This is a genomic window from Kitasatospora phosalacinea, from assembly GCF_030268885.1.
In the GTDB taxonomy this organism is placed as follows: domain Bacteria; phylum Actinomycetota; class Actinomycetes; order Streptomycetales; family Streptomycetaceae; genus Kitasatospora; species Kitasatospora phosalacinea_C.
Genome location: NZ_BSSA01000021.1, coordinates 85,138 through 110,790, shown reverse-complemented (window position 1 = coordinate 110,790; position 25,653 = coordinate 85,138). Strand labels below are relative to the sequence as shown.

General features: G+C 74.3%; 22 protein-coding genes and 1 pseudogene. 9 read left to right on the top strand and 14 right to left on the bottom strand.

Annotation, left to right across the window (positions count from 1 at the left end; all coding sequences use genetic code 11):
• Positions 1-43 precede the first annotated feature (43 nt).
• The 5 genes and pseudogenes from QSK52_RS26575 to QSK52_RS26555 all read left to right on the top strand — a co-directional run bounded on the left by QSK52_RS26575 (position 44) and on the right by QSK52_RS26555 (position 3,869).
• Complete coding sequence (locus QSK52_RS26575) at positions 44-409, top strand: winged helix-turn-helix transcriptional regulator (RefSeq protein ID WP_285738682.1); 366 nt, start codon at positions 44-46, stop codon at positions 407-409.
• Positions 410-565: 156 nt separating this feature from the next.
• Positions 566-1,210 carry an NAD(P)-dependent oxidoreductase gene (locus tag QSK52_RS26570; protein WP_285738681.1) on the top strand — a complete coding sequence of 215 codons (645 nt, stop codon included), beginning with the start codon at positions 566-568 and terminating at the stop codon, positions 1,208-1,210.
• A gap of 103 nt (positions 1,211-1,313) precedes the next feature.
• Positions 1,314-1,502, top strand: a complete 189-nt coding sequence (locus QSK52_RS26565; RefSeq protein ID WP_285738680.1) for a hypothetical protein — start codon at positions 1,314-1,316, stop codon at positions 1,500-1,502.
• 552 nt (positions 1,503-2,054) lie between these two features.
• Positions 2,055-2,561 (top strand): annotated as a pseudogene (locus QSK52_RS26560) (NAD-dependent epimerase); the annotation flags it as partial.
• 168 nt (positions 2,562-2,729) lie between these two features.
• A complete protein-coding gene (locus QSK52_RS26555) occupies positions 2,730-3,869 on the top strand; it encodes an FAD-dependent oxidoreductase (RefSeq protein WP_285738679.1) in 1,140 nt (379 codons plus the stop codon).
• Between the two features lie 131 nt (positions 3,870-4,000).
• Here QSK52_RS26555 and glnA read toward each other — a convergent pair whose 3' ends face one another.
• Positions 4,001-5,413 carry a type I glutamate--ammonia ligase gene (gene glnA, locus QSK52_RS26550; protein WP_285738678.1) on the bottom strand — a complete coding sequence of 471 codons (1,413 nt, stop codon included), beginning with the start codon at positions 5,411-5,413 and terminating at the stop codon, positions 4,001-4,003.
• A gap of 322 nt (positions 5,414-5,735) precedes the next feature.
• Here glnA and QSK52_RS26545 point away from each other — a divergent pair, with 322 nt between their 5' ends.
• Positions 5,736-6,203 carry an RDD family protein gene (locus QSK52_RS26545; protein WP_285738677.1) on the top strand — a complete coding sequence of 156 codons (468 nt, stop codon included), beginning with the start codon at positions 5,736-5,738 and terminating at the stop codon, positions 6,201-6,203.
• A 142-nt stretch (positions 6,204-6,345) separates the two neighbouring features.
• On the opposite strand, the gene QSK52_RS26540 is transcribed toward QSK52_RS26545, so the two are convergent.
• The 6 genes from QSK52_RS26540 to QSK52_RS26515 form a co-directional block, all read right to left on the bottom strand.
• Positions 6,346-7,032, bottom strand: a complete 687-nt coding sequence (locus QSK52_RS26540; protein ID WP_285738676.1) for a DUF4191 domain-containing protein — start codon at positions 7,030-7,032, stop codon at positions 6,346-6,348.
• A 144-nt stretch (positions 7,033-7,176) separates the two neighbouring features.
• Positions 7,177-7,329: a hypothetical protein gene (locus tag QSK52_RS26535; RefSeq protein ID WP_285738675.1), complete on the bottom strand. Its 153-nt coding sequence runs from the start codon at positions 7,327-7,329 to the stop codon at positions 7,177-7,179.
• A 193-nt stretch (positions 7,330-7,522) separates the two neighbouring features.
• Entirely contained in the window at positions 7,523-8,479 is a 957-nt protein-coding gene (lipA, locus tag QSK52_RS26530) for a lipoyl synthase (RefSeq protein WP_285738674.1), read from the bottom strand.
• Positions 8,480-8,617: 138 nt separating this feature from the next.
• Positions 8,618-9,391, bottom strand: coding sequence for a lipoyl(octanoyl) transferase LipB (gene lipB / locus QSK52_RS26525; protein ID WP_435053376.1), 774 nt, complete (start codon positions 9,389-9,391; stop codon positions 8,618-8,620).
• A 103-nt stretch (positions 9,392-9,494) separates the two neighbouring features.
• Positions 9,495-11,423: a helix-turn-helix domain-containing protein gene (locus tag QSK52_RS26520; protein WP_285738672.1), complete on the bottom strand. Its 1,929-nt coding sequence runs from the start codon at positions 11,421-11,423 to the stop codon at positions 9,495-9,497.
• Positions 11,424-11,603: 180 nt separating this feature from the next.
• A complete protein-coding gene (locus QSK52_RS26515; RefSeq protein ID WP_285738671.1) occupies positions 11,604-12,377 on the bottom strand; it encodes a 3-hydroxybutyrate dehydrogenase in 774 nt (257 codons plus the stop codon).
• A 297-nt stretch (positions 12,378-12,674) separates the two neighbouring features.
• On the opposite strand from QSK52_RS26515, the gene QSK52_RS26510 reads away from it, so the two are divergent.
• The gene (locus tag QSK52_RS26510) at positions 12,675-14,273 is read left to right on the top strand and encodes a regulator (protein ID WP_285738670.1); all 1,599 of its coding nucleotides are present in this window, start codon (positions 12,675-12,677) and stop codon (positions 14,271-14,273) included.
• 239 nt (positions 14,274-14,512) lie between these two features.
• Here the strand turns inward: QSK52_RS26510 and QSK52_RS26505 are convergent, their stop codons facing one another.
• Together QSK52_RS26505 and QSK52_RS26500 are read right to left on the bottom strand one after the other, a co-directional pair.
• A complete protein-coding gene (locus QSK52_RS26505) occupies positions 14,513-15,835 on the bottom strand; it encodes an FAD-dependent oxidoreductase (protein WP_285738669.1) in 1,323 nt (440 codons plus the stop codon).
• A gap of 314 nt (positions 15,836-16,149) precedes the next feature.
• On the bottom strand, positions 16,150-17,073 hold the full coding sequence (locus QSK52_RS26500; RefSeq protein ID WP_285738668.1) for a TIGR01777 family oxidoreductase: 924 nt from the start codon (positions 17,071-17,073) through the stop codon (positions 16,150-16,152).
• 75 nt (positions 17,074-17,148) lie between these two features.
• Between QSK52_RS26500 and QSK52_RS26495 the strand changes: the two genes are divergently transcribed.
• Positions 17,149-17,652 carry a GNAT family N-acetyltransferase gene (locus QSK52_RS26495; RefSeq protein WP_285738667.1) on the top strand — a complete coding sequence of 168 codons (504 nt, stop codon included), beginning with the start codon at positions 17,149-17,151 and terminating at the stop codon, positions 17,650-17,652.
• A 102-nt stretch (positions 17,653-17,754) separates the two neighbouring features.
• Complete coding sequence (locus QSK52_RS26490; protein WP_285738666.1) at positions 17,755-18,681, top strand: DUF2510 domain-containing protein; 927 nt, start codon at positions 17,755-17,757, stop codon at positions 18,679-18,681.
• 132 nt (positions 18,682-18,813) lie between these two features.
• Here QSK52_RS26490 and QSK52_RS26485 read toward each other — a convergent pair whose 3' ends face one another.
• The 5 genes from QSK52_RS26485 to QSK52_RS26465 all read right to left on the bottom strand — a co-directional run bounded on the left by QSK52_RS26485 (position 18,814) and on the right by QSK52_RS26465 (position 25,643).
• Positions 18,814-19,329 carry a DUF4240 domain-containing protein gene (locus QSK52_RS26485; protein WP_285738665.1) on the bottom strand — a complete coding sequence of 172 codons (516 nt, stop codon included), beginning with the start codon at positions 19,327-19,329 and terminating at the stop codon, positions 18,814-18,816.
• Positions 19,330-19,453: 124 nt separating this feature from the next.
• A complete protein-coding gene (gene sucB, locus QSK52_RS26480; RefSeq protein ID WP_285738664.1) occupies positions 19,454-21,250 on the bottom strand; it encodes a 2-oxoglutarate dehydrogenase, E2 component, dihydrolipoamide succinyltransferase in 1,797 nt (598 codons plus the stop codon).
• A gap of 58 nt (positions 21,251-21,308) precedes the next feature.
• Positions 21,309-22,715 carry a dihydrolipoyl dehydrogenase gene (gene lpdA / locus QSK52_RS26475; RefSeq protein ID WP_106973967.1) on the bottom strand — a complete coding sequence of 469 codons (1,407 nt, stop codon included), beginning with the start codon at positions 22,713-22,715 and terminating at the stop codon, positions 21,309-21,311.
• Positions 22,716-23,083: 368 nt separating this feature from the next.
• Entirely contained in the window at positions 23,084-24,580 is a 1,497-nt protein-coding gene (locus QSK52_RS26470; RefSeq protein ID WP_285738663.1) for a leucyl aminopeptidase, read from the bottom strand.
• Positions 24,581-24,803: 223 nt separating this feature from the next.
• Positions 24,804-25,643 carry an adenosylcobinamide-GDP ribazoletransferase gene (locus tag QSK52_RS26465; protein ID WP_285738662.1) on the bottom strand — a complete coding sequence of 280 codons (840 nt, stop codon included), beginning with the start codon at positions 25,641-25,643 and terminating at the stop codon, positions 24,804-24,806.
• Positions 25,644-25,653 lie beyond the last annotated feature (10 nt).

The window sequence follows — 25,653 nt, the reverse complement described above, 5'->3', positions numbered from 1 at the left end:
CAAGGGAGTTGGGGCGGAGGCGTCGCCACTACAATCCGGAAGCATGAGCGATCCGCTTGACGCCGACATGTTCTCCTCCTGCCAGGTGCAGGTGCTGCCCATGCGCATGAACAACAAGTGGGCCCCGAAGATCATCACCTGCCTGAAGACCGGCAAGCGCCGCTTCTCGGAACTCCAGGTCCCGCTCCGGGGCATCACGCCCAAGGTCCTCTCCGAGTCCCTGCGCGCCATGGAGCGGGACGGGCTCGTCACCCGCACCTCCTACCCGGGGGTGCCGCCGCGCGTCGAGTACGAACTGACCGAGCTGGGGCGCTCGTTGCTGGACCCCATGGCGGCCTGGTGCGCCTGGGCCGACCGGCACCTGCCCGAACTGATCGACGCCCGCGAGGCCTACGACAACGCCTCCTGACCCGCCGGGCAGCGCCGGGGCCCCGCCCCCGTACGCCTCCGCGGCCCGGGTCCTCCGCAGGCCCCCTTCCTATCGTTGCGGTAACCGAGGGGTCGGCGGATAGCTTCGCGGAGCGGGCCGGGGAACCGGCGGAGCGCTACGGAGGGAAGCAGTTCCATGAGCAGGATCGTTGTGTTCGGCGCGGGCGGCAACGCCGGACGCCGTGCCGTCGCCGAGGCCGTCACCCGCGGGCACCGGGTGACCGCCGTGGTGCGGGACGCGGCGAAGCACCGGCAGCTCGCGGCCGAGGGCGTGACCCTCGTCGAGGGCGACGTCACCGAGGCGGGGAGCGTCGCGGCCGTCGCCGCCGGCCACGACGCCGTGATCTCCACGGTGTTCCGGGCCGACGTGGCCCCGGCCGACTTCTACGGCGAGGTCTCCCGGGCCCTGGTCGCGGGCCTGACCGAGGCCGGCGTCAGCCGCCTGGTCGCGGTCGGCGTGGGCACCGCCCTGGAGGCGGCCCCGGGGGTGGCCGTGCACGACTCGCCCGGATTCCCGGAGGAGTACCGGCAGTTCTCGATCGGCCACTCGGTGGAGAACGACGTCTACCGCGCCAGCGCACTGGACTGGGTCGTCGTGACCCCGCCGCCCACCGTCCTGGACGCCGACGCCGAACGCACCGGCAGCTACCGCGTCGGCGGCCCCGGCGTACTGCCGACCGAGGAGGGCGCCCCCGCCTTCTCCTACGCCGACCTGGCCGTCGCCCTGGTGGACGTCGCCACCCGGGACGACCACCACCGCGAGGTCATCGCGGTCGGCTGACCAGCGCCCCGCGGCCCGTGACCTCGAAGGTCACGGGCCGCGGGCGCTGCCCTCCGGAAAAGCCGTTGGCCGGTGCCACTTCCGCGCTCGTACGGTTCTCCCCATGACACGCAACCTGCTCTTCGCCACCCTGCTCACCTTCGGTGCCCTGACGCTCGTCGTCGTCCTCGTCGTCCTCGGCGTCCCCTCCACCGCGGCCGTCTGGATCGGCATCCCCGTCGTCATCACCGGAGCCGTCATCCGAGGCATCCGCAACGGCCTCGCCCTCCGCGAGGACCAGCCCCCGCGCTGAGAAGGCGTACCGCACCGAACCCGCTCGGCCTGTGTCCACGGCGGAGACGGACCGACGGAAGCAGCTGATCGGGCGTCAGCGGGTCGTCGGGTCCCTTGAAGCGCGACCACCCCCCGCTCGGCCGAGCGCAACCCCGTCTCCGTCGGGCGACCGCGCTTCGGCAGCCGCCCCTGCCCGGCGGGCGCGCGAACGGCAGGTCGGCTCCTTGGATTCCGCCGTGTCCGGCGGTGGCCCGCGGTGCCGGGGGCGGGCCGAGGGTGGGGCGGACGCCAGGGCCGCGAGCCGACGGAGGAACACGGCGACAGGGCGGAACCGCCCGCCGTCGTTCTCGGAGCGGCTTTCGCGCCAGGCGGTTCGTGTCATGGGTGCCCGGTGGGACCGGGGCCCCGGAGAAGGAGCAGGGGATGAAGGCAGCGCGGTTCTACGGCAAGGAGGACCTCCGGGTCGAGGAGGCGCCGGAGGCCGTTCCCGGCCCGGGGCAGGTGAAGCTGCGCAACGCCTTCGCCGGTATCTGCGGCTCGGACCTCCACTTCTTCTTCTTCCTTCGTGCAGGCCGGGCGGGTCGAAGCCCTGATCGGCCGCGCGCCCGAGTTCTACGGGCCCGGCCGGACGAAGAGCTACACGAACTCGCTGGTGTTCGACCGGATCAAGGCGGGCAAGCGGCCGTTCGTCCCGATCGACGCCCGTGCCGAGCGCTCCCTGATCTGGACCCCCGACGCGAGCCGCGCCCTCGCCCTGCTCGGCAACACGCCGGACGCCTACGGCCAGACGTGGCACCTGCCCGTCGACCCGGACCGGCAGTCCTAAGCCCAGCTCATCGGGATCGCCGGCGAGGTCACCGGCCGCAGCATCGGCTACACGGTGCTGCCGATGCTCGCCTTCCGCCTCGGGCGCCGCTTCGTCGAGCCGCTCGACGAGATGTACGAGCTGCTCGTCCGCTACCGCGCCGACAACGTCTTCGCCAGCTCGAAGTTCGCGGCCCGCTTCCCCGAGTTCCGGGTCACGAGCTACCGGGAGGGAGTCGAGCGGATCCTGCGGGTCGCGGAGACCGGGCTATAGTCGCAGGGTCGCGAAAAACGGTGTCCCGCAGGTCCGTCCGCCGGGCACCGCTCGTACATCGATGCAGATGCCTCTGATCGGTGAGCGTCTCCGGCCGAGAACGGACACCCCGTCCGCTCCCGGCGCCGACCGCCACCGACGCCTGTCGGTGCCACACAGGAGCGCATCATGCAGAAGACCATCGCCGTCGTCGGAGCGGGACTCGGCGGGCTCACGCTCGCCCGGGTGCTCCAGGCCCACGGCCTCACCGCGACGGTCTACGAGAGCGAAGCCTCGGCGACGACCCGCGCCCAGGGCGGCCTGCTCGACATCCACGAGGAGACCGGGCAGGTCGCGCTGCGCGCAGCGGGCCTGTACGACGAGTTCCTCGCCCTGGTCCGCCCGGGCGAGGACGCCAAGCGCGTGGCCGACCGCCACGGCACGGTCCTGTTCGACCGGCCCGCGGACCCGGGAACGGCCCGCCCGGAGGTCGACCGCGGCGAACTGCGGCGCCTGCTCGTCGACTCGCTGGCACCCGGGACGATCCGGTGGGGCCACAAGCTCACCTCGGTCCGGCCCCGCTCGGAGGGCGGCCACGAGCTCACCTTCGCGGAAGGCTCCACCACGCGCGCCGACGTCGTCATCGGCGCGGACGGCGCCTGGTCGAAGGTGCGACCCCTGCTCACCCCCGCCACGCCCCGCTACAGCGGAACCTGCTTCGTCGAGATCGCCCTCACGCCGGACGGCCGGAACCACCGGGCGAGCGTGGCCGCGATCGGCAGCGGCACGCTGATGGCGCTCGCCCCGGGCAGGGGCATCATCGTCCACCGCTACGCGGACGGCCCCGTGCGCGGATACGCGGCGCTGAACAGGTCCGAGGAGTGGCTGAGGTCGATCGGCCCCGGCGACCGGGCCGCCGCCCTCGACCGGATCGCCCGCGAATTCGACGGCTGGTCACCGCTGCTCACCGCCTTCGTGACACGGAGCGAGTCGGAGCCCTTCCTGCGGCCGATCCACGCCCTTCCCGTCGGGCTCGAATGGAACAGGGTGCCCGGAGTGACGCTCGTCGGTGACGCCGCGCACCTGATGTCGCCCTTCGCCGGCGAGGGCGCGAACCTCGCCATGTACGACGGCGCCGACCTGGCGGGCGAGTTGGCCGCCCGACCCGACACCGAGACCGCGCTCGCCGCCTACGAGGAGCGGATGTTCCCGCGCAGCAGCGACGCCGCCGCCCGCTCCGCGCGGAACCTGGAGGTCTTCTTCGGCCGGGAGGCACCGCAGAGCGTGGTCACGCTGTTCGACCGCAGGGGCGGCAACCGCGGGCGATGACCGCCGGACGTGGCGAAACGGCGTGCCGCCCGGGGTCGCCGACCCCTCTCCCTGCGTTTCCGCAGGTCAGGACCTGCCCGACCTGCGGAACGACGAGGAGACGACCGCGTTTCCGCAGGTCGGCGGGGGTCCTACAGGTCGTAGTACAGCTCGAACTCGTGCGGGTGCGGCCGCAGCGCGATCGGGGCGATCTCGTGGGTGCGCTTGTAGTCGATCCACGTCTCGATCAGGTCGCTGGTGAAGACGCCGCCCGCGAGGAGGTACTCGTGGTCGGCCTCCAGGGCGTCGAGGACGGCGCCGAGGGAGGCGGGGACCTGGGGGACGGCGGCGTGCTCGTCGGGGGCGAGCTCGTAGAGGTCCTTGTCGACGGGCTCGAGCGGCTCGATCTTGTTCTTGATGCCGTCGAGGCCGGCCATCAGCATGGCGGAGAAGGCCAGGTACGGGTTGGAGGCCGGGTCGGGGGCGCGGAACTCGATGCGCTTGGCCTTGGCGTTGGAGCCGGTGATCGGGATGCGGATCGCGGCGGAGCGGTTGCGCTGGGAGTAGACCAGGTTGACCGGGGCCTCGAAGCCGGGGACGAGGCGGTGGTAGGAGTTCACCGAGGGGTTGGTGAAGGCGAGCAGCGACGGGGCGTGCTTGAGGATGCCGCCGATGTAGTAGCGGGCGGTGTCGGACAGGCCCGCGTAGCCCTGCTCGTCGTAGAAGAGCGGGTTGCCGCCGGTCCACAGCGACTGGTGGACGTGCATGCCGGAGCCGTTGTCGCCGAAGATCGGCTTGGGCATGAAGGTGGCCGTCTTCCCGGCCCGCCAGGCGACGTTCTTGATGATGTACTTGAACAGCATCAGGTCGTCGGCGGCGTGCAGCAGGGTGTTGAACCTGTAGTTGATCTCGGCCTGTCCGGCGGTGCCGACCTCGTGGTGCTGGCGCTCGACCTCCAGCCCGGCCTTGGCGAGTTCGAGGGACATCTCGGCGCGCAGGTCGGCGAAGTGGTCGACCGGCGGGACGGGGAAGTAGCCGCCCTTGTACTTGACCTTGTAGCCGCGCACGTCGCCCTCGGCGGAGCCGGTGTTCCAGGCGCCGGCCACCGAGTCGATGTGGTAGTAGGAGGCGTTGGCGGAGGTCTCGAAGCGCACCGAGTCGAAGACGTAGAACTCGGCCTCGGGCCCGAAGTAGGCGGTGTCGGCGATGCCGGAGGAGGCCAGGTACGCCTCGGCCTTGCGGGCGACGTTGCGGGGGTCGCGGCTGTACGCCTCGCCGGTGATCGGGTCCTGGATGAAGAAGTTGATGTTGAGGTGCTTCTCGGCGCGGAACGGGTCCAGCCGGGCGGTGGCGAGGTCGGGCACCAGGGCCATGTCGGACTCGTGGATGGCCTGGAAGCCGCGGATCGAGGAGCCGTCGAACATCAGGGTCTCGGCCGGGTCGAAGGTGGCGGCCGGGACCGAGAAGTGCTGCAGCACGCCCGGCAGGTCGCAGAACCGGACGTCGACGAACTTGACGTCGTTGTCCGCGATGTACTGCTTCACCTCGTCGGCGTTGGTGAACATCCGTACTCCTCCTCGGCGTGCACGGTCTGAGTCTCCGTCAGGGGCGACAGGAGCCCCGGTGCAGGGGGCTCACGATAGGAACGGCCCGTTTCGGGTTCGTGACTCGCTTGTTTCCCACATGTTAACCAGGCCACTTGGACGGCTGGCAAAGCAGGACGGTTCCGGGCAAAATCCCTGCCCCGACCTGCCGGTGATCACTCACAGGTATAGACCACTGGTGGCAGTCGGTCGCACCGGGTTCACCCGGGCGGGAACGCGCCCCGGCGCGCCGCGCCCCGGGGCCGCCACCGGCCCCGGCCGTAAGCCCGGTTAGGGTGGATTCGTGGACACCAGAGAAGCACTCGGATCGTGGATCGACGGCCCGAAGGCGGCCGCCGAGAAGATGGGCGCCGAATTCGGCTACCGCGGCGAGCGCCTCGGCCTCCCGCGGACCGGTCCCGGCTCGATGGCCGGCCCCGGCCGCCGGATCGGCGCGCTCTTCGTCGACGGCTGGCTGGTCAGCCTGGTCGCCTACGGCCTGCTCGCCAAGGGCGAGCAGAGCTCCGCCAACCTGTGGACCACCCCGCTGTTCTACGCGATGACGGTGCTGTTCCTGGCCACCACCGGCACCACCATCGGCAAGCGCCTGTTCGGCCTGCGGGTGGTCCGGCTGGACGGCACCCGCGCCACCATCCCGCAGGTGCTGCTGCGCACCCTGCTGCTCTGCCTGGTCATCCCGGCCGCCGTCTGGGACCGCGACACCCGCGGCCTGCACGACAAGGCCGTCGGCACCGTCGAGGTCCGGATCTAGCCCCGGCCGAGGCCCGGAGCGTCGAACGGCCCGGAGCGTCGAACGGCCCGGAGCGTCGAACGGCCCCGCTCGCCGAGGAGGAACCTCGCGGGCGGGGCCGTGGTGTTGGACGGGGTGGTGTCGAACGGGGGAGTGGCGCCGGTCAGCGCATGCCGCCCTTGGGCATCCGGGCGCCCTTCGGCATCGGGCCCTTGGGGATCGGCGCCTTGGAGAGCAGGTCGCCGAGGGCGCGCAACCGGTCGTTGGTCTCGGTGACCTGGGCGGCGCTGATCGACCGCGGCAGGCGCATCAGGTGGATCTGCAGCTTCTTGAGCGGGATCTCGCCCTCGCCGTTGCCGACCATGATGTCGTGCACCGGGATGTCGCCGACGACCCGGGACATCTTCTTCTTCTCGGACGCCAGCAGCGGCCGCACCCGGTTCGGGTTGCCCTCGCCGATCAGCGCGATGCCGGCCCGGCCGACCGCCCGGTAGACCGCGTCCTGGCTGCGGGTGACCGCGACCGGGGTCTGGTTCGCGCTCCAGCCGCGCCGGATGTTGCCCAGCACCGCCGCGACCGCGCCCGGCTGGCCCTCCATCTGCCCGAACGCGGCCCGCTCGGCCCGGCGGCCGAACACGATCGCGACCGCCAGCACCGCCACCACGAAACCGAGGATGCCCAGGTAGATCGGGTGGTCCAGTGCGAAGCCGATGGCGAGGAACACGCCGAAGGTCAGCAGGCCGACGCCGGCGATGATCAGGCCGATCTTGGTGTCGACCTGCTTGGTCATAACGTATGCCTGGCGGATCTGTGCGAGCCGCCCAGGGGTATCGGATTTTTGCCTCGCCATACCGCTCATGGTACGTGGCGGCACACGCGATCTTCCAAGGCGGTGCCGGTTCGTGACCCTGGTCTTTCCCCGAGGAGAGCCCCGGTCCGGGCCCGGGTCCGGACCCCGGTCCGACCCCGCCGCGCCCCGGCCGCCCCCGGGGCTTCAGGCGCTGCGCCCGAACGCCCGTCCGGCCTGCTCGCGCTCGCCCGCCAGCCGCCGGTTCTCGCACACCGCCGCCCACGCGTTGCGGCGTGCGCCGCGGATCAACAGCACCTGCTCGGCCCGCCGCAGCGCGCCACGGATTCCGGTACGCATCAACACCCACTCCTCGACCCGGGTACCGTTCGAGCGTCCCGGACGCCCGTTACCGTACGGTGACCCGGCCGTCAATGCCACGTGAAACGTGGCCCCCTAGCCCGTACGGCCCCGGGCCCGCCGCCCGTACGGCCCCGGACGCGCCGGTGGGGCGGGCCCGCACGGGACCCGCCCCACCCGATCGGCGTGCGCCTCAGACCGCGGCCGCCCGCTCCCGGTGCTCCAGCGCCTGCCGGTACAGCCGCCCGGCCCGGTACGAGGAGCGCACCAGCGGGCCGGACATCACTCCGGCGAAGCCCAGCTCCTCGGCCTCCTGCTGGAGCTCGACGAACTCCTGCGGCTTCACCCAGCGCTCCACCGGGTGGTGGCGCAGCGAGGGCCGCAGGTACTGGGTGATGGTGATCAGCTCGCACCCGGCGTCCACCAGGTCGGCCAGCGCCTCGCTGACCTCCTCGCGGGTCTCGCCCATGCCCAGGATCAGGTTGGACTTGGTGACCAGCCCGGCCGCCCGGGCCTGGGTGATCACGTCCAGCGAGCGCTCGTAGCGGAACGCGGGGCGGATCCGCTTGAAGATCCGCGGCACCGTCTCGACGTTGTGCGCGAGCACCTCGGGGCGGGAGGAGAAGACCTCGGCGAGCTGCTCGGGCACGGCGTTGAAGTCCGGGATGAGCAGTTCGACGCCCGTCCGCCCGGCCTCCCGGCCGGCCGTCATCGCGTGCACCTGGCGGACGGTCTCGGCGTACAGCCAGGCACCGCCGTCCTCCAGGTCGTCACGGGCGACGCCGGTGATGGTGGCGTAGTTCAGGTCCATCGTGACGATGGACTCGGCGACCCGGCGCGGCTCGTCCCGGTCGAACTCGGCGGGCTTGCCGGTGTCGATCTGGCAGAAGTCGCAGCGGCGGGTGCACTGGTCGCCGCCGATCAGGAAGGTCGCCTCGCGGTCCTCCCAGCACTCGAAGATGTTGGGACAGCCGGCCTCCTGGCAGACCGTGTGCAGCCCCTCCTTCTTCACCAGGGACTGCAGGGCGTTGTACTCCGGCCCCATCTTCGCCCTGGTCTTGATCCACTCGGGCTTCCGCTCGATGGGGGTCTCGCTGTTGCGGACCTCCAGCCGAAGGAGCTTCCTGCCGTCGGGTGCGACAGCGGACACGTGCGACTCCTAGAACTAGACGGGGTACCACTCAGGGTACGCCTGCACTTCAACGGCCTGCGCCCGGCCCCGGGCTTGCCTTCGAAAGGCGCTGGTCTTCCACAGGTGTAAAGGGCCGGGGCGGCGCGGGGAATTCCGTCAGCCGCCCACGACCGCCGGCTCGGGCAGCTCGGCGAACACCTCGGCGAGCTTCCGCTCGACCACGTCCACCGCCGCCCCGACCGGGAACGGCCGGGCCAGCTCGCCGCTCAGCGAGGCCACCCCGGCGTCCCGGATGCCGCACGGGACGATCTTGTCGAAGTACGTCATGTCGGGGTCGCAGTTCAGCGCGAAGCCGTGCATGGTCACGCCGCGGGCCACCCGCACGCCGATCGCCGCGAGCTTGCGGTCGTCGCCGCGCTGGCCCGCGTTGGACGGGGCGTACTCGGGCCCGGCCAGCCGCGGGTCGATGCCCAGCGGCAGGCCCATCCGCAGGGTCAGCTTGCCGATCTCCACCACCTGCGAGGGGTCGACCACCGCGCCGGGTATCTCCGCGCCCAGCTTCCACACCCCGCTGCGGCCCTCGATCCGGGTGGTCTCCACCCCGAACTCGGTGCAGGCCCGGATCAGCGCCTCCTCCAGCCGCCGCACGTACGCGACCACGTCGATCGGGTCCGGCAGCTTCACGATCGGGTAGCCGACCAGCTGGCCGGGGCCGTGCCAGGTGATCTCGCCGCCGCGGTTGACCTCCACCACCGGGGTGCCGTCCAGCGGCAGGTCCTCGGGGTTGGTGCGCTTGCCCATCGTGTACACCGGGTCGTGCTCCAGCAGCAGCACGGTGTCCGGGATCTCGTCCGCGACCCGCAGCGCGTGCAGCCGCTGCTGCTCCGCCCAGGCCTCCTGGTAGGGGACGGTCCGCTCGCCGATCCCCATCCGCACGAACCGCACGTTCTCGCTCACCACACCACTCCCTGCCGGCCGACCAGCCCAACCTCGCCACTGTACGCCCGCCGCGGGCGCGAGCCGCAGGGCCGCCTCAGCCGCCCGCCAACAGCTGGAGCCGCAGGGCGAGTTGCAGCTCCAGGGCCCGCTCCGGCTGGTTCCAGTCCCGGCCCAGCAGCACCTCCACCCGGTCCAGCCGCTGCACCACCGTGTTCACGTGGACGTGCAGCAGGTCCTTGGCCCGGGTCAGGCCGCCGCCGCAGTCGAAGTAGGCGCGCAGGGTGCGCACCAGCTCGGTGCCGCGCTTGGCGTCGTAGTCGAGCAGCGGGCCCAGGGTGGCCCGGACGAAGCCGTCCACGTCGTGGCCGTCGCCGAGCAGCACGCCCAGGAAGCCGAGGTCGGCGGCGCACGCCCCGTCCCCGTCCCGGCCGAGCACCCGCAGGGCCCGGACGCAGCGCACCCCCTCCGCGTACGCCGCGGCGAGCGCGACCGGGCCGCGGGCGGCGCGCCCGGTGCCGACCGTGACCGGCCCGCCCACCAGCCGGGCCAGCCGCTCGGCGGCCAGCGCGGCGACCGCGCCGTCGCCCGAACCCGCGCCGTCGCCCGAACCCCCGCCCGCACCCGCTCCCTCGTGCGGGACGAGCAGCACCACGCCCTCGCCGAACTCGGCGCTGATGCCGCGCGAGCCGAACAGGTAGCGGGCCGCGGCCCCGGCCAGCCGCTCCCGGGAGGCGGGGTCCTCGGCGACGGCGACCAGCGCCAGGTGCGGCCGGTTCAGGTCGACGCCCAGGCGGCGGCCGCGCGCGGTCAGGCCGGACGGGTCGCGGTCGGGGGCGGTGAGCAGGTCGGCCAGCAGCTCGCCGCGGACCCGGTTCTCGGTCTCGGCGACCGAGCGGCGCAGCAGGAGCAACAGCGCGGTGACGACGCCGGCCCGCTCGAACACCCGCCGGTCGGCGTCGTCCAGCTCGGGCCGCCCGTGCAGCACCAGCGCGCCCAGCAGCTCCTGCCCGGCCAGCACCGCGCACACCCACTCCTCGCCGTGCCGCACCGCGTGGCCCTCGGCGCGGGAGGCGGCGACCGCGTCGGCCAGGCCCGCGGGGGCACCGCCGGGGCCGGTCAGCGGGGCGCCCTCGGCGTCGTGGACGGAGGCGCCGCCGTCGAGCAGCGCCGCCACCTCGGCGGCCACGTCGGCGACCTCGGCGCCGCGCAGCACCAGGTCGGTGAGCCGGTCGTGGGCCTGCTCGGCGCGCTGCACGGCGGCGGCGTGGGCGCCGATGACGGCGTTGGCGGTGGCGAGCTCGGCGAGCGCGGCCCGGGTGTCGGCCAGCGACTTGGCGGTGTCCAGGGCGATCGCGGCGTGCGCGGCCAGCGTGCACAGCAGCGCGACCTCGTCGGGGGAGAAGGCCCGCGGCGAGCGGTCGGCGGCGAACAGCACGCCGATCACGCTGCCGCCCAGCAGCAGCGGCACCCCGATGATCGCGACCAGGCCCTCGTCCAGCACGCCCGCGTCGATCTGCCCGGTGTGCCGGAACCGCTCGTCGACCCGGTAGTCGTGGGTGGCGTAGGGGCGGGCGGTCTGCGCGACCAGGCCGCCGAGGCCGTCGCCGAGGCTGAGCCGCAGGGTCTGGAAGATCGGCGAGACCGAGCCGTCGGTGACCCGCATGTACGTGTCCCCGGCCCGTTCGTCGGGCAGCGTCAGGTAGGCGGTGTCGGTGCCGAGCAGCATCCGGGCCCGCCGGACGATGGCCTGCAGCACGGCGTCCAGGTCGCGGGAGGCGGCCAGGTCGCCCGCGGTGTCGAACAGGGCGGTCAGCTCGGCCTCGCGCCTGCGGTGCTGGCGCATCGTGCGGTGCACCCGCAGGGCCTGCCAGGTGGCGTCGTCGATCTCGCTCAGGACCTCGGCGGGCGCGCCCCGGCGGCGGGCGTCGGCGAGGACCTCGCCGAAGTCCTCGGTGGCGGCGCCGGTCGCCAGCAGGTCGAGGAGTCTGCGCAGCGCCGGTGCGGCGGTGGTGTGGCGGTCCATCGCGGTCTTCCCTCGTTCATCGTGCCCCCGTGCCCCCGGTGCCCCGCCCGCCGGGACGGACCGGGGCCGCGCCCTCCCCGGGCGGCGGTCGCCGCCCTGCTGCGCGGCCCCGATCCTGCCGGAAGCGCCCGCGCACCGACAGCCTCCTTCACGGAGTCCACCCGAGCGGGGCGCCGCGGCTCAGTGCGCGGTCCAGCCGCCGTCCACCGGCAGGCTCGCGCCGGTGACGTACGAGGCGCCCGGCGAGCACAGCCAGAGCGCCAGCTGCGCGACCTCGTCCGGTTCGATCAGCCGCTTCACGGCGGTGCGGTCGAGCATGATCTGCTCCACCACCTCGTCCTCGTGCAGCCCGTGCGCCAGCGCCTGCGCGGCGATCTGCTTCTCCACCAGCGCGGTGCGCACGTACGCCGGGTTCACGCAGTTGCTGGTCACCCCGTACGGGGCGCCCTCCAGGGCGACCGTCTTGCTCAGGCCCTCCAGGGCGTGCTTGGCCGTCACGTACGCCGACTTGAAGGCGCTGGCGCGCAGGCCGTGCACCGAGGAGATGTTGACCACCCGGCCCCACTCGCGCTCGTACATGTGCGGCAGGGTGCGGCGCAGGATCCGGAACGGGGCCTCCACCATGACCCGCTGGATCAGCGCGAACCGCTCCACCGGGAACTCGTGCACCGGGGCGACGTGCTGCAGGCCCGCGTTGTTGACCACGATGTCCGCGTCCGCCGGGAGCGACTCCACCGCGTCCGGGTCCGACAGGTCCGCGACGAGCGCGGTCCCGCCGATCCGGGCCGCCAGCTCCTCGGCGGGCGCGGCGGCCAGGTCGACGACGTACACGTGCGCGCCCGCCGCGGCGAACGCCTCCGCACAGGCCCGGCCGATGCCGGCGGCGGCCCCGGTGACCAGCGCGGTGCGGCCCAGCAGCGGGCGCCCGGCGGGCGGGGCAGAAGTGGTGTCCATGGCCGAGAACGGTAGGAATCCGCGCGCCCCGCAACGATGTGGGGGGACACCACAGCACGCCCGGCCGGGGTGGTGTCCGGCGCCATGCGCCCGGCAGGCGGGCAGCGGCTCTCGAACTCAAACACGCGACGCCCGCGCTTCCTCACAACGGGCGGGGATGGTTCACCCGTTCGGAGGACGGGTGGTCCGAATCCACCCATAGCGTCCCAATGCTCGCTACATTCGCGCCGATTCCCGATCAGGGGGCGCCGTCCGGGCAGGAGGGGCCGGAACGGCGCCTGAGAGGTGTGGACTGCTATGCCCCAACGGCCAGTGATCGACAGCCCCGCGTACCGACCGCTCGACCCGCTCGACCCGCGCCCGACCGGAGCGGCCGAGACCCCTCCGCGCGCCCCCGAGCCGGCCGAACCACCGGCCCCCGCGGCCGGGCGCGCCCAGAACCCCCAACTCGCCGCGCTCATCGAGGAGTCCGGCTTCTCGCACGCCGGCCTCGCCCGCCGGGTCGACCAACTCGGCCTGGAGCACGGCCTCGACCTGCGCTACGACAAGACCTCGGTGACCCGCTGGCTGCGCGGCCAGCAACCCCGCGGCGCGACCCCCGCGCTGATCGCCGAGGTCTTCACCCGCCGCCTCGGCCGCCGCCTCACCGCCCAGGACGTCGGCCTCGACGCCTGCGCCCCGGTCTACGCCGGGCTGGAGTTCGCCGAGACCCCGCAGGAGGCCGTCGACATCGTCGCCTCCATGTGGCGCAAGGACAACGGCCCCTACGCCGAACTCCGCAAGATCGCCTTCACCCCCGCCGGGCTGGTCGTCCCCAGCCGCGACTGGCTGATCGGCCGCACCGACGAACGCGTCGCCCGCGACGGCACCACCCTCACCCCCGAGGAACTGCGCGCCTCCCCGCAGGGCGCCCGGGTCCCCCCGCAGGGCGCACGCCGCCCCTCCGGCGCCGAACCCGCCACCGAGCCCCGGGAGACCAGGCCCCCCGTCCGGGTCGGCCGAGGCGACATCGCCGCCATCCGCGCCGTCGGCGACCTCTTCCGCGCCCTCGACCACGCCTACGGCGGCGGCCACGCCCGGCAGGCCCTGGTCCGCTACCTGGAGAGCGAGGCCGAACCCATGCTCCGCGGCCGCTACGGCGAACAGATCGGACGCGCCCTGTTCGGCGCCGTCTCCGACCTCACCCGGCTCGCGGGCTGGACCTCCTTCGACATCGCCGCGCACGGCCTCGCCCAGCGGTACTTCGTCCAGGCCCTGCGGCTCTCCCAGGCCGCGGGGGACCGCGTCCTGGGCGGCTTCGTCCTCACCACCATGAGCCAGCAGGCCGTCCACCTCGGCCACGCCCGCGAGGCCATCCAGCTCGCCCGGGTCGCCCAGCAGGGCGTCGGCACCGCCGCCGCCCCCGTCGTGCAGGCCCTCATGCACGCCGCCGAGGCCCGCGGCCACGCCCTCGCCGGGGACGTCCGCTCCTGCACCACCGCCCTGGTCCGCTGCGAACGCGCCCTCGCCACCGCCCGCACCGCCGACGAAGTCCCGTCCTGGGCCCGCTACTTCGACGACGCCCAGCTCGCCGACGAGTTCGCCCACTGCTACCGCGACCTCCAGCAGTGGCGCCCCGCCGCCCAGCACGCCGAGAAGTCCCTCCGCCTGCGGGCCCCCGCCTACTCCCGCAGCCGCATCCTGTGCCGCCTCGTCCTCGCCTCCGCGAGACTCGGCATGGGGGACGTCGACGAGGCCTGCTCCATGGCCACCGACTCGCTGCGCGCCGCGGGCGAGATGCGGTCGGCCCGCACCGTCGAGTACCTCCGCGACTTCCACCGCCGCCTCACCCCCTACCGCACCACCCCCGCCGCCCGCGCCTTCGAAGAGGCCTCCCGCCAGGCGGGGGTGATCTGAGAGCCCCACCGGAAGGCCCCGTCAGGGTCTCGGGGAACGGCAGGTCCGAGCCGCGCAGTGGCTCCGTCAGGGGCCCGGGGAACGGCGGGTCCGAGCTGCTGGCGGCCGGAGCCCACCGGAGTGTCCGTGCTGCTTCGGGCCGTCGTGACAGAACCCGGAGCAACGGCACGCACCGGCAGTGCACCCGCAGCAGCCCCGAGCCCGCCGTTCCCCGGGCCCCTGAACACACGCCTCCGGCTCTACGCCGCCGCCCGGTCCGCCTCCGGTTCGACCCGCACGCCGAGGTCCCGCAGGACGGCGTCCGCGGCCCGTCGGCCGGAGACCAGCGCGCCCTGCACCGTCCCGGTGTCCCGGTGGTCGCCGCACACGTACAGCCCGGCGAGCAGCCGGACCGAGCGGCGGAAGTGGTGCGGCGGCGGCATCGAGACCACCGCGTCGGCGACGTGCCGGACGGTCAGGAACTCCCACCCCCCGGTGGCGGTCCCGTACAGCTCGGCCAGCCGCCGCCGGACGGCGCCCTCGTCGCCGGCCGGCCCGCCGGAGTCGAAGGCGCGGCGGCCGAGCACCGTGGTGGCGATCAGCGCACGCCCGTCGGCGGCGTACGAGGGGTCGGCGTCGCTGAGCACCAGCGAGTGCGAGATCCCGGAGCGTTCGGCGTCGAGCAGCAGGACGGCCTCGCCCAGCGGGGAGCGCTCCGCCGCGTGGTAGTAGGTGGTGACGGGGTGGAACGCGGGCTGCCGCAGGCCCGGCAGCAGGCCCGCGGCCGTCGCCGCGTCGGTGGCGACGACCACCGCGCGGGCCCGGACCCGGCCGTGCGCGGCGGTCTCCACGCCGTCGGTGCCGACCGAGGTGACCTCGACGCCCAGCCGCAGGCTGTGCTGCGGGAGCCGGGCGGCCAGCTGGGCGGGCACCGCCCCGGTGCCCGCCGCCGGGACGCACAGGCGGCCGCGGGCGTACGCGCGCAGCACCAGGTCGGCGACCCGGCTGGAGGTGCCGAGCGCGGGGTCGGAGAGCAGGGCGCCGAGCAGCGGGCGCAGGAACCCGTCGACGGTGCGGGCGGGCAGGCCGCGGTCGGCCAGGGCCCGGGCGGCGGTGGTCTCGGGGCGGGCGAGCAGACGTTCGGCGGGCGTCGCGGCGAGCCGGGCGAGGGTGGCGGCCAGCCGCGCCTTGTCCAGGGGCGTGCCGAGCGGCCCGCGGGCGGCGGCCTGCCGGGCGGGGGCGAGCCGCGGGTCGCCGACCCGGTAGCTGCGGCCGCCGCCGTGCACCAGGACCCCGGGGGCGAGCGGACGCAGCTCCAGCCGGTCGAGGTCGAGGCGGCGGGCGAGCTCGGGGTAGGCGGTGTTGAGCAGGTGGCCGCCGTGGTCGAGGCGGAAGCCGTCGAGTTCGCGGGTGGCCATCCGGCCGCCGACGCGGTCGGTGGCCTCCAGGACCTGGACGTCCAGGCCCTGGGCGGCGAGCGCGGTCGCGGCGGTCAGTCCGGCGACGCCGGCGCCGACGACGATCGCGTCGGGGTCGTCGGACCGACCGCGCTGGGCGCGGCCGATGAAGTCCTGTGCGGGCACGATTGGGTGCTCCCTCCCTGACGTGGTCCGCACTGGTGATGCCCCGTCATCCGCCGCTCCAGACCGCCGGGTGACGCCCAATCGGCTCATCACACCGGAACGGCGACACAGGGGCAGCGGGCGATTACCCACCGTGCGTCAAACGGGGTGCGCGAGGCGGGAACGGGCGCGGTCCGTCACCGCCCACGCCCCGCGCGCCGCCCGGTTGCACCCGTGCGCCCCCTGCCGACGCCCCGTCACCTCCCACGGTGCGCTCGGGGCACCGCCCCCGCCGCACCCCGAGCGCCGCCGTCAGCGCAGCCCGGGCGCCGCCGTCAGCGCTCCCCGAGCGCCGCCGCGACGATCGCCCCCACGTCCGGGTCGCGGAACACGAACCCCGCGTCCAGCAGCGCCTTCGGCACCACCCGGTGGCTGCCCACCACCTCCACGGCCATCTCCCCGAGCACGGTGCGCAGCGCCCACTCCGGCACCGCGAACGCCGCCGGACGCCCGAGCTGCCGGGAGAGCTCCTCGGTCAGCTCGCGGTTGGTGACGGGCGCGGGCCCGGTCAGGTTGACCGGCCCGGACAGCTCCTCGTGCTCGACCAGGAAGCGCAGCGCCGCGACCTCGTCGGCCAGCGAGATCAGCGACCAGTACTGCCCGCCGTTCCCGAGCCGCCCGCCCAGCGCCAGCTTGAACAGCGGCAGCAGCCGGGCCCCGGCGCCGCCCGCCGGGTCCAGCACCAGCCCGGTGCGCGGGTGCACCACCCGGATCCCGGCGTCCGCCGCGGGCCGCGCGGCGCGCTCCCACTCCCGGCAGACCTCGGCCAGGAAGTCGCTCCCGGCCGGGGAGTCCTCGTCGACCACCTGGTCGCCGGTCTGCCCGTAGTAGCCGACCGCGGAGGCGCTGACCAGCACCCGCGGCGGCTCCTTCAGCCGGGCCAGCGCGGCGGCCAGCGTCTCGGTGCCGAACACCCGGCTGTCCCGGATCTCCCGCCGGTAGGCGTCCGTCCAGCGCCGGTCGCCGACGCCCGCCCCGGCCAGGTGCACCGCGGCGTCCACGCCCTCCAGCGCGGCCGCGTCGATCTGCATCAGCTGGGGGTTCCAGCCGACCCCGACCGTCCCGTCCGGCTGCGGCCCGGTGCGCGAGCGCCGCCGCACCAGCCGCAGCACCTCGTGCCCGTCCGCCAGCAGGGAGTCCACCAGCGCGGACCCGATCAACCCCGTGGAGCCTGTCACCGCGATTCGCATGCCGGCCATCCTCCCAGTCCGGCGCCGCCTACCCGCTCAGCAACCCGGCAACCCCGCCGAGGAGTCCGTGGAGCGGCGTCTAGCATGACCGCCATGCCTTCCGACGATGTGATCATCCGCCCGGCCCGGGTCGAGGACGAGCGCGCGATCCGCGCCGTCGACCACGCCACCTGGTCCCCGCTCAGCGAGGTCGCCCCGCGCGGCCCCGAGGACGCCCCGGTCTTCGACGAGGCGCACCGCCCCGAGCAGTACCTGCTGGCCGAACTCGACGGCCGGGTGGTCGGTTACGTCCGCCAGGTCCGCGAGATCCCGCTGCCCTCCAACGCGCACGTCCGCCAGATCCAGGGCCTGGGCGTGCTCCCCGAGGCCCGCGGCCGCCGGATCGGCGAGGCCCTGCTCACCGCCGCCTGCGCCGCCGCCCGTGCCGAGGGCGCCCGCCGGATGACGCTCCGGGTGCTCGCCCACAACGCCCCGGCCCGCCGCCTCTACGAACGGGCCGGCTTCGCGGTCCTCGGCGTGCTGCCCGAGCACTTCCTGCTGGACGGCGGCTACGTGGACGACGTCTGGATGGGCCGCGCCCTGGACTGACCCGCCGAGGGCCGACGGTTCGTCAACCCACCGCCCCGGGTGCCCGATTCGTGACCGCCGACCGTCTGGGGAGGGCGGCCCCCGAGCGGTACGGTAGCGGCCGTGAGCAACCCGACGCCGCCCGGCTGGTACCCCGTCCCCGGCACCGGGCAGGAACGCTGGTGGGACGGCACCGCCTGGACGGACTCCCACCGGCAGGCCGGCCTGGTCAACGACGCGGTCACCCAGACCTGGCAGGTCGCCCCCGGCCCCCCGCCCCCGGCACCCCCGTCCTTCGGGCCGCCGGGCCCGCCCCCGGGCCGCCCCGGCCGGGGCCCGCTGATCGCCGTCGTCTCGGTGGTCGTGGTGCTGCTGGCCGGCGCGGTCGGCACCGTGCTGTGGGCCCTGCAGCCGGACGGCCCGAAGAAGGCCGGGCCCGCGCCGACCATCACCGTCGGCGTCTCCACCCCGGCCGCCTCCCGCCCGCCGCGCTCCCCGTCCCCGACCCCGGACGCCACCGAGACCGACGACACCAGCGCCGACGACACCCGCACCAGCCCCGCCCCGGCCCTGCAGCTCGCCGACAAGGCCCACGGCTGGGGCGTCCCGCTGCCCGACGGCTGGACCGCCGAACCGGCCAACGAACGGGCGACGGTGGTGGAGATCTCCGGCCAGTACGCCTGCGAGCAGTCCGAGTCCCTCTGCCTGCGCGGCCAGTTCGCGATCGCCGCGGACAGCGTCGACGCCGCCGACGCCCAGGCCGCCGCCGAACAGGCGATGACCGACTTCGCCGCCGCCGCCTTCGGCACCCTGCGCTCCCACCGGGAGGAGTCGGCCGGCACCCTCACCGTCGCGGGCCACGAGGGCTGGGCGATCCGCTGGCACGTCGAACCCGAGCAGGGCGCGGCCGGCTACGCCGTGGTCGCGGCCGTGCCGGACCCGGACGGCAGCGGCTACGTCATCCTGCGCGGCGGCGTGGACGACGACCCCAAGGCCCCGGACCCGGCCGTGCTGGACGACATCATCCAGGGCATCACCACCGCCTCCTGACCCGCCGGGCCGCCACCCGCCGGGCCGCCACCCGCCGGGCCGCCACCCGCCCGACCGGCACCCGCCCGGGCGGCACCCGGACGGCCGCCCCCCGGAGGGCGCGCCGTCCGGCCCGCGGCCGCCCGGCCCCGCTCAGTCCCCGTACAGCTCCCACAGCCGCGGGTAGCGGGCCGCCAGCTGGGCCTTGTCCGAGAAGTCGAACCACACCCCGTACGGGGCCGCGGGCTGCCGCACCCCCAGGTCCGGCAGCGGCAGCCCGGTCAGCCGCTCGTACGCCTCGTCGGCGGCGTAGCCGAGCTCCTCCCCGTCGCCGTCCTCCTCCTCGTCGAAGTCGGGCACCAGCTCGGCCAGCGCGTCCGGCTCGTGCACCGCGCCCTCGAACACGTCCCGCCCCTGGCCGATCAGCCAGCACCGGAAGTAGTCGAAGCCGTCCTCCGAGGCCCCGTCGAGCAGCAGGTACGCGGCGCCCCACAGCTCCACCGTGTACGCCCGCTGGAAGCGCGCCTCGAACTGCCGGGCGAAGTCCAGCACCTCGTCCGGGGTGAGCCGCAGCAGCCGGTCGACCAGCGCCTCGGCCTGTTCGTCCGGGTCGCCCGCGGCCGCTTCCCGGGCCTCGTCGACCAGTTGCCAGAATCCCGTCTCGTCCATCACCGCTCCAGCCTCCACGATCGCCGCCCCGCCCGCACCCGTTCCGGCCCGCAACGCGCGGGAGCCCCGCACCGTCCGGGGACGGTGCGGGGCTCCCGACGGGGCGCCTACGGCACGGTGCGGATCACAGGCCGAGCTCGACCTCGAACTCGCCGGCCTCCAGGATCTCCTTGACCGCGACCAGGTAGCGGGCGGCGTCCGCGCCGTCCACCAGGCGGTGGTCGTAGGAGAGCGACAGGTAGGTCATGTCGCGGATGCCGATGGCGGTGCCGCCGTCGGACTCGATGACCACCGGGCGCTTCACGGTCGCGCCGATGCCCAGGATCGCGACCTGGTTCGGCGGGACGATGACGGTGTCGAACAGCGCACCGCGCGAACCGGTGTTGGAGATGGTGAAGGTCGCGCCGGACAGCTCGTCCGGGGTGATCTTGCTGTCGCGGACCTTCGCGGCCAGCTCCGCGGTCTTCTTCGAGATGCCCGCGATGTTGAGGTCGCCCGCACCCTTGATGACCGGGGTCATCAGGCCCTTCTCGGAGTCCACGGCGATGCCGATGTTCTCGGAGTCGAAGTAGGTGATGGTGCCCTCGGCCTCGTTGATCCGGGCGTTGATGACCGCGTGGGCCTTCAGCGCCTGGGCGGCGGCCTTCACGAAGAACGGCATCGGGGACAGCTTCACGCCCTCGCGGGCCAGGAAGGAGTCCTTCGCCTTCGCGCGCAGCGACATGATCCGGGTGACGTCCACCTCGACCACGCTGGTCAGCTGGGCCTGCTCGTGCAGGGCCTTCAGCATGTTGTCGCCGATGACCTTGCGCATGCGGGTCATCTTGACGGTCTGGCCGCGCAGCGCGGACGGCGCGGCGGCGGCCTTCGCCGGGGCGGCGGCAGCGGGGGCGGCGGCCGGGGCCGGCGCGGCCTTGGCGGCCTCGGCGGCGGCGATCACGTCCTGCTTGCGGATGCGGCCGCCGACGCCGGTGCCGGCGACGGCGGACAGCGCGACGCCGTGCTCGGCGGCGAGCTTGCGCACCAGCGGGGTGACGTAGGCGTCACCGGCGTCCGCGGCCGGAGCGGCGGCGACCGGAGCGGCCGGGGCAGCAGCCGGGGCCGGAGCAGCCGGAGCCGGGGCGGCCGGAGCCGGGGCGGCCGGAGCCGGGGCGGCCGGAGCCGGGGCGGCCGGGGCAGCGGGGGCGGCCGGAGCGGCAGCCGGGGCCGGAGCGGCGGCCACCGGGGCCGGAGCAGCCGGAGCCGGAGCGGCCGGGGCAGCGGGGGCGGCCGGAGCAGCAGCCGGGGCCGGGGCGGCGGGAGCCGAGCCCGCGGCACCGATCAGCGCGAGCTGGGCGCCGACCTCGGCGGTCTCGTCCTCGCCGACCAGGATCTTCACCAGGGTGCCCGCCACGGGGGAGGGGATCTCGGTGTCGACCTTGTCGGTGGAGACCTCCAGCAGCGGCTCGTCGACCTCGACGGTGTCGCCCTCGGCCTTCAGCCAGCGGGTGACGGTGCCCTCGGTGACCGACTCGCCCAGCGCGGGCAGCAGCACCGGGGTGGCGTCGCCGGCCGGAGCGGCCTCGGCGGCGGGGGCCGGGGCCGGGGCGGGGGCCGCGGGAGCCTCCTCCGCAGCCGGGGCGGCCGGGGCGGCGGCCGGGGCGGCCTCGGCCGCGGGGGCCGGGGCGGCGGCGGGGGCGCCGGAGCCGTCGTCGATGACCGCCAGCTCGGCGCCCACCTCGACGGTCTCGTCCTCGCCGACCTTGATCGAGGCCAGGATGCCGGAGGCCGGCGCCGGGATCTCGGTGTCGACCTTGTCGGTGGAGACCTCGAGCAGCGGCTCGTCGATCTCCACGCGCTCACCCTCGGCCTTCAGCCAGCGGGTGACGGTGCCTTCGGTCACGCTCTCGCCCAGCGCGGGCAGTGTTACTGAGACCGCCATGGTTCCAGCGACTCCTATCAAGTCTTGCGTACAGGAATGAACGGGGACGGGGGCGCGATCAGTCGTGCGCGTGCAGCGGCTTGCCGGCCAGCGCGAGGTGGGCCTCGCCGAGCGCCTCGGACTGGCTCGGGTGCGCGTGGATGAGCTGCGCGACCTCGGCGGGCAGGGCCTCCCAGTTGTAGATGAGCTGGGCCTCGCCGACCTGCTCGCCCATGCGGGCGCCGACCATGTGGACACCCACGACGGCGCCGTCCTTGACCTGGACCAGCTTGATCTCGCCGGCGGTCTTGAGGATCTTGCTCTTGCCGTTGCCGGCCAGGTTGTACTTGAGGGTGACGACCTTCTCCTTGCCGTACTGCTCGACGGCCTTGGCCTCGGTCAGGCCGACGGAGGCGACCTCCGGGTTGGAGTAGGTCACCCGCGGGATGCCGTCGTAGTCGATCGGGACGACCTTGAGGCCGGCGATCCGCTCGGCGACGAGGATGCCCTCGGCGAAGCCGACGTGGGCGAGCTGCAGGGTCGGGACCAGGTCGCCGACGGCGGAGATGGTCGGCACGTTGGTGCGCAGGTACTCGTCGACCAGGACGTAGCCGCGGTCCATCGCGACGCCCTGCTCCTCGTAGCCCAGGCCGGCCGAGACCGGGCCGCGGCCGATCGCGACCAGCAGCACGTCCGCCTCGATGGACTTGCCGTTCTCGGTCGAGACCCGGACGCCGTTCTCGGTGTACTCCACGCCGGAGAAGCGGGACTTGAGCTCGAACTTGATGCCGCGCTTGCGGAAGGCGCGCTCCAGCAGCTTGGAGGAGTTCTCGTCCTCCAGCGGCACCAGGTGGGGCAGGCCCTCGACGATGGTGACGTCGACGCCGAAGGACTTCCAGACCGAGGCGAACTCGCAGCCGATGACGCCGCCGCCGAGGATGATCGCCGACTTCGGGATGTAGTCCAGCTTCAGCGCGTGGTCGGAGGAGATGATCCGGTTGCCGTCGATGTCCAGGCCCGGGATCGAGCGCGGCACGGAGCCGGTGGCGAGGACGATGTGGCGGCCCTCGATGCGCTGGCCGTTGACGTCCACCGAGGTCTGCGAGGAGAGCTTGCCCTCGCCCTGGATGAAGGTGACCTTGCGCGAGGCGACCAGGCCCTGCAGGCCCTTGTACAGGCCGGCGACGACGTCGTCCTTGTACTTGTGGACGCCGTTGATGTCGATGCCCTGGAAGGTGGCGAGGACGCCGAACTCGGCGGCTTCCTTCGTCTCGTCGGCGACCTCGGCGGCGTGCAGCAGCGCCTTGGTCGGGATGCAGCCGCGGTGGAGGCAGGTGCCGCCCAGCTCGCCCTTCTCGATCAGCGCGACGCTCAGGCCGAGCTGGGCGCCACGGAGCGCCGCGGCGTAACCGCCGCTTCCGCCTCCGAGAATGACTACGTCGAAAACGGTGCTGGCGTCGTTCGCCACGTCACGTCCTCCATGCAAAAGGTGCGGATCGCCGGGCCGGTCGCGGTCCGGTGGGTGAGTGCCCTTGTAAGAGCGCCCAGTCGTGCCGGAAATACATCTTTGCACTTGTTGGCAGCAGGTGGCGTCGGCGGGTGCCCCGAGGCGCCCCCGGTGCGGTCCGCGCGGCGGCGGTATGACCCGTTCTCGGAGGTATCGTCGCAGCTCACGGCCGGGAAATCGGCAAGCGGAGGTGCTCCGTCCGGGGGGCTTCACCGGCCTGGTTCCGCTCTGCGGAATCAATTTTCGCCGGAGGCGAACACGTCGTCGAATTGTCACCCCGCGCTACCGGCTGGTAATGCGCGCGGGGCCCGGCACCAACGGTGCCGGGCCCCGCGACGGTCAGCGGATCACGCGCCCGCGGCGGTGTCCTCCGCGAAGCGGACCAGGGTGCGCACCGCGCTCGCGGTGCCGCCCTTGGGGGTGTAGCCGTGCGGGCCGCCCTCGTTGAAGGCCGGACCGGCGATGTCCAGGTGCGCCCAGGCGGTGCCCTCGGCGACGAACTCCTGCAGGAACAGGCCGGCCACCAGGCCGCCGCCCATCCGCTCGCCCATGTTCGCCAGGTCCGCGACGGTCGACTCGACCATGCCCTTGCGCAGGTGGGCCGGCAGCGGCATCGGCCAGGACGGCTCGCCCACCGCGTCCGCGGTCTCGTGCAGCCGGGTGCGCAGCGCCTCGTCGTTGGACATCACGCCGAAGGTGCGGTTGCCCAGCGCCAGCACCATCGCGCCGGTCAGGGTCGCCACGTCGACGATCACGTCCGGCTGCTCCTCGCCGGCCCGGACGATCGCGTCGGCCAGCACCAGCCGGCCCTCGGCGTCGGTGTTCAGCACCTCGACGGTCTTGCCGCCGTACATCCGCAGCACGTCGCCCGGGCGGGTGGCCGAACCGGACGGCATGTTCTCCGCCAGCGCCAGCCACGCCGTCACGTTGACCTGCAGGCCCAGCCGCTTGGCGGCGACCACGGCGGCGAACACCGCGGCGGCGCCCGCCATGTCGCACTTCATGGTCTCGTTGTGGCCGGCCGGCTTCAGCGAGATGCCGCCCGAGTCGTAGGTGATGCCCTTGCCGACGAAGGCCAGCGAGGCCTTCGCCTTCGGGTGGGTGTAGGCCACCTTCACCAGCCGGGGCGGGTTCGCCGAGCCGGCGCCCACGCCCAGGATGCCGCCGTAGCCGCCCTTGGCCAGCGCCTTCTCGTCCAGCACCTCGACCTTGAGGCCGTGCTCCTTGCCCGCCGCCTGCGCGATCGCGGCGAAGGACTTCGGGTTCAGGTCGTTCGGCGCGGTGTTGACCAGGTCGCGGGCCCGGTTCATCTCCTCGCCGACCGCCACGGCCCGCTCCACGGCGGCCTTGGCGTCCTTCGAGGCCTTCCGCTCCACCAGCAGCACCAGTTCGGCGACCGGGGCCTTCGCCACCTCGCCCTTGTAGCTGCCGAAGGAGTACGCGCCGAGCAGGCCGCCCAGCGCGACCGCCTCGACCTCGTCGGCGGAGGCCGCGGGCAGCGCCAGCGCGACCTTCTTCGCCCCGGCCAGCGCCCGGGCGGCCGCACCGGCGGCCCGGCGCAGCTCCTCGGCGCCGAACGCGCCCTCGGGCGCCGGGCCCAGGCCCACGGCCAGCACCAGCGGGGCCTTGGTCCCGGCCGGAGCGGGAAGCTTGACCGTCTCACCCTCGGCGCCGGTGGCGCCCAGGGTGGTGAGGACCTCGGCCAGCTTGCCCTCGAACGCCTCGACGACCGCCTCGGCGCCCGGAGCGACGACCAGGCCCTTGGGGCCCTTCGCCACACCGACCACCAGGGCATCCGCCCGCAGGCTCACGGCGGAGGAGGTGCTCACAGACAGTGCAGTCACGACAAATGCGTCCTGTTCTTTCGCGGTCCACAGCCGGTGACGGCTCCGTTGCCGACCGGCAAAACCCAGGCAGACTCCGCGGCGAAACGGGGCACAGGGCCAGGGTGCTCACCGCATGGTAGTCCGCATACTGGGATCGCGCCGCCCCGCCTGCCCCGGGCACGAACCGCCGCGATCCGTGACGGTACGTGAGTTCGTGCACGACAAGGGAGTTGACGCCGGATCACAGCAGCGCGAGGGCCACCAGCGCGGACGTCGCCGCCGTCTCCACCAGCGCGCCCAGCACGTCCCCGGTCACGCCGCCGAACCGCCGCACGCACCGTCGCAGCAGGACGCCCGCGGCGAGCACGCCGAGCAGCACCGCGACGCCCGACCGCCAGCGCACCGCCGCCGCCGCACCGGCCACCAGCAGCGTCCCCGCCACCGCCGCCCCGGGCCGCACGGTGGCCGCCACCACCGCCCCCAGCCCGCCCGGCCGGGCCGCCGGGACCGGGCGCAGGCACCCCCAGGCCAGCGCCGCCCGCCCCGCCGTCGCGGCCACCACCGCGGCCAGCACCCCGCGCTCCGGCGAGACGGTGAACTGCCCGGCCAGCGCCGCGGTCTGAGCCAGCACCAGCAGCACCAGGGTCAGCACCCCGAACGGGCCGATGTCCGACTGCTTCATGATCCGCAGGGCGTCCTCGGCCGGCTTCCCGCTGCCCAGCCCGTCCGCGACGTCCGCCACCCCGTCCAGGTGCAGCCCCCGGGTCAGCAGCGCGCCGACCGCCACCGCCGCCACCCCGCCGAGCAGCCCGCCGCCGCGCCAGGCCACCAGCGCGCCCGCCGCCCCGGCGAGCGCGCCCACCACCAGCCCGACCAGCGGCGCCAGCACCATCGCGGCCCCGCCCGCCGCCCGGTCCCACCGGTGCACCCGCACCCGCAGCACCGTCAACGTCCCGAACGCGAACCGCAGTCCGTCCCCGACCCACCGCCCCGCCCGCGCCCCGGCCGGAGCCGGTCCGGCGCCCTCCGCCGGAAGCGTCCCCGCGGGCGCGGCCCCCTGCCGTGCGTGCTCGCCGTTCATCCCGCGCCCC

What these genes read in the sequence shown, in the direction of transcription:
- QSK52_RS26575 (WP_285738682.1), top strand. Translation starts at nt 44, where the DNA reads ATGAGCGATCCGCTTGACGCCGACATGTTCTCCTCCTGCCAGGTGCAG.
- QSK52_RS26570 (WP_285738681.1), top strand. Translation starts at nt 566, where the DNA reads ATGAGCAGGATCGTTGTGTTCGGCGCGGGCGGCAACGCCGGACGCCGT.
- QSK52_RS26565 (WP_285738680.1), top strand. Translation starts at nt 1,314, where the DNA reads ATGACACGCAACCTGCTCTTCGCCACCCTGCTCACCTTCGGTGCCCTG.
- QSK52_RS26555 (WP_285738679.1), top strand. Translation starts at nt 2,730, where the DNA reads ATGCAGAAGACCATCGCCGTCGTCGGAGCGGGACTCGGCGGGCTCACG.
- glnA (WP_285738678.1), bottom strand. Translation starts at nt 5,413, where the DNA reads ATGTTCACCAACGCCGACGAGGTGAAGCAGTACATCGCGGACAACGAC.
- QSK52_RS26540 (WP_285738676.1), bottom strand. Translation starts at nt 7,032, where the DNA reads ATGGCGAGGCAAAAATCCGATACCCCTGGGCGGCTCGCACAGATCCGC.
- QSK52_RS26535 (WP_285738675.1), bottom strand. Translation starts at nt 7,329, where the DNA reads ATGCGTACCGGAATCCGTGGCGCGCTGCGGCGGGCCGAGCAGGTGCTG.
- lipB (WP_435053376.1), bottom strand. Translation starts at nt 9,391, where the DNA reads ATGGGGATCGGCGAGCGGACCGTCCCCTACCAGGAGGCCTGGGCGGAG.
- QSK52_RS26520 (WP_285738672.1), bottom strand. Translation starts at nt 11,423, where the DNA reads ATGGACCGCCACACCACCGCCGCACCGGCGCTGCGCAGACTCCTCGAC.
- QSK52_RS26515 (WP_285738671.1), bottom strand. Translation starts at nt 12,377, where the DNA reads ATGGACACCACTTCTGCCCCGCCCGCCGGGCGCCCGCTGCTGGGCCGC.
- QSK52_RS26510 (WP_285738670.1), top strand. Translation starts at nt 12,675, where the DNA reads ATGCCCCAACGGCCAGTGATCGACAGCCCCGCGTACCGACCGCTCGAC.
- QSK52_RS26500 (WP_285738668.1), bottom strand. Translation starts at nt 17,073, where the DNA reads ATGGCCGGCATGCGAATCGCGGTGACAGGCTCCACGGGGTTGATCGGG.
- QSK52_RS26495 (WP_285738667.1), top strand. Translation starts at nt 17,149, where the DNA reads ATGACCGCCATGCCTTCCGACGATGTGATCATCCGCCCGGCCCGGGTC.
- QSK52_RS26485 (WP_285738665.1), bottom strand. Translation starts at nt 19,329, where the DNA reads ATGGACGAGACGGGATTCTGGCAACTGGTCGACGAGGCCCGGGAAGCG.
- sucB (WP_285738664.1), bottom strand. Translation starts at nt 21,250, where the DNA reads ATGGCGGTCTCAGTAACACTGCCCGCGCTGGGCGAGAGCGTGACCGAA.
- QSK52_RS26465 (WP_285738662.1), bottom strand. Translation starts at nt 25,643, where the DNA reads ATGAACGGCGAGCACGCACGGCAGGGGGCCGCGCCCGCGGGGACGCTT.